General features: G+C 73.5%; 5 protein-coding genes. 3 read left to right on the top strand and 2 right to left on the bottom strand.

Features of this window, described 5'->3' with window-relative positions; all coding sequences use genetic code 11:
- Nucleotides 1–120 precede the first annotated feature (120 nt).
- A complete protein-coding gene (locus tag AB0M59_RS53390; protein WP_364632085.1) occupies nt 121–1,080 on the bottom strand; it encodes a GNAT family N-acetyltransferase in 960 nt (319 codons plus the stop codon).
- 143 nt (nt 1,081–1,223) lie between these two features.
- Here AB0M59_RS53390 and fmt point away from each other — a divergent pair, with 143 nt between their 5' ends.
- From fmt to AB0M59_RS53375, 3 genes are read left to right on the top strand one after another with little or no spacing between them, the layout of a single operon-like run.
- Nucleotides 1,224–2,150: a methionyl-tRNA formyltransferase gene (gene fmt / locus AB0M59_RS53385; protein ID WP_364632083.1), complete on the top strand. Its 927-nt coding sequence runs from the start codon at nt 1,224–1,226 to the stop codon at nt 2,148–2,150.
- A complete protein-coding gene (locus tag AB0M59_RS53380) occupies nt 2,147–3,571 on the top strand; it encodes a transcription antitermination factor NusB (RefSeq protein WP_364632080.1) in 1,425 nt (474 codons plus the stop codon). The genes fmt and AB0M59_RS53380 overlap by 4 nt, the downstream gene beginning before the upstream one ends.
- The gene (locus AB0M59_RS53375; RefSeq protein ID WP_364632078.1) at nt 3,568–4,065 is read left to right on the top strand and encodes a flavoprotein; all 498 of its coding nucleotides are present in this window, start codon (nt 3,568–3,570) and stop codon (nt 4,063–4,065) included. The genes AB0M59_RS53380 and AB0M59_RS53375 overlap by 4 nt, the downstream gene beginning before the upstream one ends.
- 191 nt (nt 4,066–4,256) lie before the next feature.
- Here AB0M59_RS53375 and AB0M59_RS53370 read toward each other — a convergent pair whose 3' ends face one another.
- Nucleotides 4,257–5,360, bottom strand: a complete 1,104-nt coding sequence (locus AB0M59_RS53370; protein ID WP_364632074.1) for a serine hydrolase domain-containing protein — start codon at nt 5,358–5,360, stop codon at nt 4,257–4,259.
- Nucleotides 5,361–5,559: the final 199 nt, after the last annotated feature.

Here is a 5,559-nt window from a genome sequence, read left to right as displayed (position 1 = left end):
GCGACAGCTAGCAGGTCGCGGATCAATGGCGTCAGCTTCGCCACTTGGGCCGGATAGTCGCCCGCGCCCCACGCATTGGGTGCGCGGGACGCAACCAACGCCACATTGGGGCGCTTCGGCTCAGGTTTCGAGGGCCCAGCGGATGTACCCCGTCTTCGGCACGAACCCGGCCTTCTCGAAGACCCCGGAGGCGTCGGACGGGCTCGCCGAGTCCACGACCAGGCTCGTCTGGTCGTAACCCTGGTCCGCCGCGGCGTGCAACGCGTGCGCCAGCAGCGCCCCGGCGAACCCGCGCCGCCGGTACTCCCGCAGCGTCCCGACGACCATGAAGTGCGCGTCGCGGATGCCGGTCGCCTCGGTGTCGGCGTCCCAGGACATGGTCACCAGCAGGCCCACCGGGACCCCGGCCGCGTCCCGGAACAGAAAGCTGACGTCGGGCCGGAACGTCTGGTTGATGATCTTGTTCCGCCACATGTCCGCGGGCATCGGCACCGCGCCCCAATGGTCCTCGAACGCCTCGTTCCGGACCTGCCGGAAGTCCTCGTCGGTCGCCTCCGACCACGGCTCGATCCGCGGCTCGTCCACCGGCGCCACGTCGCCGAGCGGGTGCTCCATCCGCCGGAAGTAGCGGGCCGGCGCGAAGCCCCGGGACCGCATCAGCTCGGCCAGGCCGGCGATGTGCTCGGCCTTGTGGACGTCGACCACGAGCTTCGACCTCGGGTGGTGCCTGGTGTGCAGGACCTTCGCCGCCGCGACCCCGGCTTCGACGAGCGCGGTGCCGATGCCCCGGCGGCGGTGGGCGGGGTGGACCCCGCCGTCCAGGAAGACCCGGTGGACCTCGGCGGCGGACGGCTTGAAGCGGATCTTCATGTAGCCGACCATCGTGTCGCCGTCGAAGGCCGCGAGACTGCCGCGCTCGAGGTCGGCGTACGGGTCGACCAGCTCCTGGAGGGTGTCCTCCGCGGTGTAGTGCTCGCCGGTGCCGTCCACGGCTTCGATGGCGTTGAGCAGGTCGGCCGACGCCTGGGCGTCCTCGCGGGTGAGCGGCCGCCACGTCGGGGAAGAAGATCGTCCGGGCATGCGGACGACGCTAATCCGGCCCCCGCGGGCTGTCGCCCGGTTTACCGGCGGGCGCGGGCGCGCCGCGATCACGGGGGCCTTCTAGACTCAGTCGCGATGTTCCAGTCACGTGAATCCTCCCTGCTCCCGCCGGGGGTGGGCCGATGAAGCTCGTCTTCGCCGGCACCCCCGAGCCGGCCGTCCCCGCGCTGCGCGCCCTGCTCGATTCCGGCCGCCACGAGGTCGTCGCCGTCGTCACCCGGCCCGACGCCCAGGCCGGGCGCGGCCGCCGGGTCGTCCGCTCCCCGATCGGCGCCCTCGCCGACGAGCACGGCATCGAGGTCCTGACGCCCGCGCGCGCCGGTGACCCGGCCTTCCTCGCCCGGCTGTCCGAACTGGCGCCGGACGCCTGCCCGGTCGTCGCCTACGGTGCGTTGCTGCCGCAGGCCGCCCTCGACATCCCGCGCCTCGGCTGGGTGAACCTGCACTTCTCGCTGCTGCCCGCGTGGCGGGGCGCGGCGCCGGTGCAGGCCGCGATCCGCGCCGGCGACGAGATCACCGGCGCGTCGACCTTCCGGATCGTCAAGGAGCTGGACGCCGGCCCGGTCTTCGGCGTCGTCACCGAGGCGATCGGCGGGACCGACACGGCGGGCAGCCTGCTCGGGCGGCTGTCGGAATCCGGCGCCAAGCTGCTGCTGTCCACCATGGACGGTCTTGCCGACGGCAGTCTGGTCGCGCGCGACCAGCCCGCCGAGGGCCTCAGTTACGCGCCGAAGGTGACGGTCGAGGACGCCCGGGTGTCCTTCGCCGACCCGGCCTCGGCGGTCGACCGCCAGATCCGGTCGGTCACCCCGGACCCGGGCGCGTGGGCGGAGTTCCGCGGCGAGCGGTTCAAGCTCGGCCCGGTGACGGTGGTCGACGAGCCCGGCCCGCCGCCGGGCGAGATCGTGGTCGAACGCAAGCGGGTGCTGGTTGGGACGGCGACGAAGCCGTTGCGGCTCGGCGAGGTCCAGGCACCCGGCAAGAAACGGATGGCGGCCACCGACTGGGCGCGAGGTACGAGGATCGACCAAGGAGAACGCCTCCGGTGAACGACCACAGGGAACGCCGGCCGTCGCGGCCGGAGCGGGGCCGCCCGGCGCCGCGCAAGGAAGGCCCGCGCCGTCCGCCGGAGGTCGACGCGCCCCGGCAGGCCGCGTTCGACGTCCTGCGCGCGGTCCGGGAGAAAGACGCCTACGCCAACCTCGTCCTGCCGGACCTGCTGCGCGAGCGGCGGATCAGCGGCCGGGACGCCGCGCTGGCCACCGAGCTGACGTACGGCACGTCGCGGGCCCAAGGCCTGCTCGACGCGGTCATCGAGGCCAACGCCGAGCGGCCGCTCGCCAAGACCGACCCGGTCGTGCTGGACGCGCTGCGTCTCGGCGTCTACCAGCTGCTGCGCACGCGCATCCCGGAGCACGCCGCCGTGACGTCCACTGTGGACCTCGTGCGGGCCGAAGCCGGTTCGTGGGCCACGGGTTTCGCGAACGCCATCATGCGCAAGGTGTCCGAAAAGGACGAAGCGGCGTGGCTGGACGAGGTCGCGCCGGACGAGGCCACCGACCCGATCGGGGCCTTCGCGCTGCGCACCGCGCACCCGCGCTGGATCGCCCGCTCGTTCGCCGAAGCGCTGGGGGACAAGGGGCCGGGGCTGAAGGCGGCTTTGGAAGCCGACGACGCGCGGCCCGAGGTGCACCTGGTCGCCCGGCCCGGCGAGATCAGCGCCGACGAGCTGGCCGCGATCACCGGCGGCGACGTCGCGCCGTACTCGCCCTACGGTGTCCGGCTGCCCGCGGGCGCCGGTGACCCGGCCGACGCCGAGCCGATCCGGGAGCGGCTGGCCGCGGTGCAGGACGAGGGCAGCCAGCTCTGCGCGATCGCCGCGACGAAGGTGCCCGTCGAGGGCACCGACGAGCGCTGGCTCGACCTCTGCGCCGGTCCCGGCGGTAAGGCCGCGCTGCTCGGCGCGCTGGCCGCGATGAGCGGGGCGACCGTGGACGCCGTCGAGAAGGCGCCGCACCGCGCGAAGCTCGTCGAGAAGGCGACGACGGGGCTGCCGGTGAAGGTGCACGTCGCCGACGGCCGCGAGAGCGGTCTCGAACCGGGGTACGACCGGATCCTGGTCGACGCGCCGTGCAGTGGGCTCGGCGCGCTGCGGCGGCGGCCGGAGGCGCGCTGGCGGCGTCAGCCGTCGGACGTCGCGGACCTGACGAAGCTGCAGGGAGAGCTGATCACGGCGGCCTACGCGCTGCTGCGGCCGGGCGGCGCGCTCACCTACGTCGTCTGCTCTCCGCACCTCGCCGAGACCGAAGGCGTGCTGGGCGAGACGGCCCGGCGGCTGAAGGCCGAGGTGCTGGACTCGCGCGAGTTCTTCCACGGCGTGCCGGAGCTCGGCGACGGGCCGTACGTGCAGCTGTGGCCACACCGCCACGGCACCGACGCGATGTTCTGCGCCGTGCTGCGCAAACCGTGAGAGATCTCGGGCTGGTCGCCGGCTCGTGCGGCGGGCTGGACGTCCGGTTCGCCGCCGAGCTGGTCCGGCCCGCCGCCGAGCGCGGCTGGCGCCCGGCGATCACCCTGACGCCGACGGCGATGCGCTGGCTGGAGTCGACGGGCGCCCTCGCCGAGGTCGCCGCGTGCTCCGACCTGCCGGTGCGTAGCGTCTCGCGGCTGCCAGGGGAGCCGCGGCCACACCCGGACCCGGCGGTGTTCCTGTTCGCCCCGGCGTCGGCCAACTCGGTCGCGAAGCTGGCGCTGGGCATCGCGGACAACCAGGCGCTGACCGTGCTCGGCGACGTCCTCGGCGCGCCGGGGATCACGATCGTGGTCGCGTACCAGATCCAGGACACCCGGGTGCACCACCCGGCGTGGCAGCGCCACCTCGACACCCTCGCGGGCGCCGGGGTGACGCTGCACCGGCTGGACATCGGCCGGCCGTGGACCGAGGTTCTCGATCTGCTTCCGTGAGCGGGCCGCCGGGGCGCCCCCCGTTATCGATTTTACCGGGGAGCACCGACAGTTCCGGGCCGCGAGCGGCGCACGCTGCCCGGGGTGTCGCTCGCGAACGGTGAACGCCGGCCGTGGGCCCGCGGCTTGGAGTCAGGTCGCGGGGGCGCCCCCCGTTTTCCACGTTACCGGTGGGCACCGACAGTTCCGGACTACGAGCAGGCCGCCGCGTCGGTGGCGGCCAGCAGGTGCTGGCTCGTGTCGGCCGGCGTCGGATTCTCGTTCAGCACCACCGTTACGCGGCGGCCGCCCGGCCCGACCCCGGCGAGGTTGGTGAAGCCGAGGATGCCGCCTTCGTGGCCCCAGAATTCCCCGCACGACAGCGGGATGCTGCCCAGACCCAGGCCGTAACCGGCGCCCGGGATGCCGAGGTCGGCCGGGACGGTGCGTTTCATCTCGGCCAGTTCGGCGGGACGCAGCAGCCGTCCGCCCAGCAGGGCGCCGTAGAACCGGTCGAGGTCCGCCGGTGTCGAAACGAGCCCGCCCGCCGCCCCGGCGATCGTCGCGTCGTAGTCGCTGAAATCGGTCAGGTTCCCGCCGATCGGCACGTAGCCGACGGCGTGCGGGGCAGGCAGCTTCTCGTCGCCGCGGCGCGGGAGGTACGTGTCGCGCAGGCCCAGCGGCCGGGTGATCCGGCGGGCGATCTCGTCGCTCAGTGCGCGTCCGGTGACGCGTTCGGCGAGCATCCCGGCGACGATGTAGTTGGTGTTGGAGTACGACCAGCTCGTGCCGGGCGGGAACAGCGCGGGGTGCTTCAGCGCCATCGCCACCAGTTCGGCCGGCTCCGCGCCGCGGTGGCGCAGCGACTCCGGATCGGTCAGGTCCAGGTCGTCGGTGTAGTTGTAGAGCCCGCTCGTGTGCTGCAGCAGCTGCCGCACGGTGATCCGGCGGTCCGGGAGCAGGCCCGGCAGGTACCGCTCGACCGGCGCGTCGAGCTTCACCCGGCCTTCGCCGACGAGCTGCAGCACGACCGTGGCGACGAACGACTTCGTGACGCTGCCCGCGCGGAAGGAACCGTTGCGCGGGAACGGTTTCCCGGTGGTGACGTCCCCGGTGCCGCTGCGCGTGACGCGCGTCCGGGAGCCGTCCTGGACGACGGCTTCGGCGCCCGGGACGCCGTCCTGGGCGGTCAGGGTGTCGAGGGCGCCCTGGAGCGGGCTCGTCGTGGCCAACGCCGGTGCCGCCGTCGTCGCCGCGAGGAGCGCGACGAGCGTGCCGACGGCGACGATCCGCTTGCCGGGCAATGACTTCCGCATGAAAGAACCCCCTGGTGTCTCGGTGTCCCCACGTTAGGGAGCCGGGACGCCAGGGGGCATGGGGCAGGCCGCCGGAACCATCCGGGGGCCTGCCCTACCGCAGTGGTCGTGAGATCGATCACCAGCTGTGCGGCCGCGGCCGGGTGGCCTTCGTAGAACCTCCTTGCGGCGTCACGGAAGCCGAAGTCCTCCGTGTACC

The organism is Amycolatopsis sp. NPDC051371, assembly GCF_040682155.1.
GTDB lineage: Bacteria > Actinomycetota > Actinomycetes > Mycobacteriales > Pseudonocardiaceae > Amycolatopsis.
Note: the sequence above shows the minus strand (reverse complement) of the source record. Positions and strands in the feature narration are given on the sequence as shown.

Bases quoted from the DNA above. Each gene is read 5' to 3' on its own strand.
- AB0M59_RS53390 (WP_364632085.1), bottom strand. From the start codon at position 1,080: ATGCCCGGACGATCTTCTTCCCCGACGTGGCGGCCGCTCACCCGCGAG.
- fmt (WP_364632083.1), top strand. From the start codon at position 1,224: ATGAAGCTCGTCTTCGCCGGCACCCCCGAGCCGGCCGTCCCCGCGCTG.
- AB0M59_RS53370 (WP_364632074.1), bottom strand. From the start codon at position 5,360: ATGCGGAAGTCATTGCCCGGCAAGCGGATCGTCGCCGTCGGCACGCTC.